Source organism: Streptococcus mitis (assembly GCF_002096845.1).
GTDB classification, from domain to species: domain Bacteria; phylum Bacillota; class Bacilli; order Lactobacillales; family Streptococcaceae; genus Streptococcus; species Streptococcus mitis_A.
The window spans coordinates 1-1,495 of the sequence record NZ_NCVK01000040.1 but is presented as its reverse complement, the minus strand read 5'-3'; the positions used below and the strand labels follow the sequence as shown (position 1 = coordinate 1,495).

At 39.6% G+C, this 1,495-nt stretch carries 1 protein-coding gene; it reads right to left on the bottom strand.

Annotated elements, in window-relative coordinates; translation table 11 throughout:
* Nucleotides 1-252: 252 nt before the first annotated feature.
* Nucleotides 253-1,419, bottom strand: coding sequence for an IS30 family transposase (locus tag B7695_RS07000; protein ID WP_084890680.1), 1,167 nt, complete (start codon nucleotides 1,417-1,419; stop codon nucleotides 253-255).
* Between the last annotated feature and the right edge of the window lie 76 nt (nucleotides 1,420-1,495).

Sequence of the window (1,495 nt, the reverse complement as noted above, 5' to 3'; positions counted from 1 at the left end):
GGTAAATTCCCAAACTAAGTTCCACCGCTAATCCAAGTGGAAGTTAGTCTGATAAAAATTGTAAAAACCAGTGGAAATCCGTGTCAGGGTAAGTTCCACTGATTTTACTCATGCTTGATTTCATCGCTTTTGTAACCAAAATGAATCGAAAAAAAGAGCGCACAAAATCCCCTCATCTGAAAGCGTTTCAAATTAAGTTCCGCTATGGTGGAAGTTAGTATGAGACGTTTGAATGGGTTTTTTGGTTAGTTTTTAGATTTTATGTTGGAGTAATGTAGAAGACTGACAGACGTCTTCTGCAGGTATTTTAGAAATACCGAGAAGCTTAGGAATCTCTTCTCCGTAAGTAAACTCAAAAAGTTCATAGGCTGACTTTCCATTTAAAGCAGCGCGTTTGACGCTGTTGACATGTGAGCAGACGAGATTGATGTCCTCTTGAGTTAAGTTGTCAAAAGAAGTTCCCTTAGGTAGAATGTCGCGAATTAGTGTGTGATTTTTCTCAATTCTCCCTTTCTGGTCAGAGCGATTAGGGTCACAAAAGAAGAGTTTACTCTCTCCTCGAACATCCATTTCGATATCATCAACCCTGGCAAACTCTCCACCATTATCTGTCAGGATGACAGGAAAGAGTTGACAGAAATCTTTATCCGCTTGGTGCAGGGTGTTCTTGATATCATAGAGGTGTTTGGTAACCTCAAAGGCAGTTTTATTATCGAGAAGCCTAGCGAAGATAAAGTTACAGAAAGATAAATTGAAGGTGAGTAGTACTTTACCTCCCATCCTGCCCATAACCGTGTCCATTTCTAGCCAAGAGTCTAGTTGCTTAAGGGCTAAATAGTTTTGGAAATCCTCATAGGAACGGCCTTTTTTGGCTTCTTTAGGAATGGAAGGTAGCTTACTTTTTCTTCGTTCTTTGAATTTAACGGCTCTGGCTAGGTCAATAGGAGCGATAGATAGGTATCCTTTTCGGATATGTCGATAGACAGTTGAGGAGCTGACATCAAGGTTATGAGTTTTGAGGATATGATAGATGTGTTGTCCCTTTTTAACCCCATCAGAAATGACTTTATCTATGTCCCAGAAAGTCTGAGAATTAAGGGGAGTTCCTTCACGAGCTTCGACAAGAGTTTGTTCGTATTGTTTTTGAGCTTGCTTAGCGAGGTAGAAGATTTTTTTAAATCCACAATTTTGTCTTCTTTTAGGGCAACCGTTACAGACAAAGGGAGCTTTATCGAGTAGAGGGCAAGGAAGGTTGTTAGAGGTCGAGTCTCTAATTTGTTTGTTTCGTTTGACTTCTTTAGAAACAGTAGTCGGGTCTTTTAGAACAAGTTGCCCGATAGCTTTGAAGGTTTCACCGCGCTCTAAGCCTAATTGGATATCATTACGGTCTGAAAGGGTAAGGTGTTTATGTTTTGTCATAGTGAATCTCATTTCTAACTCAAACGTCTCATACTTAATTCCACCATAAAAATCCGTTTTAGACTAATTTCCACTT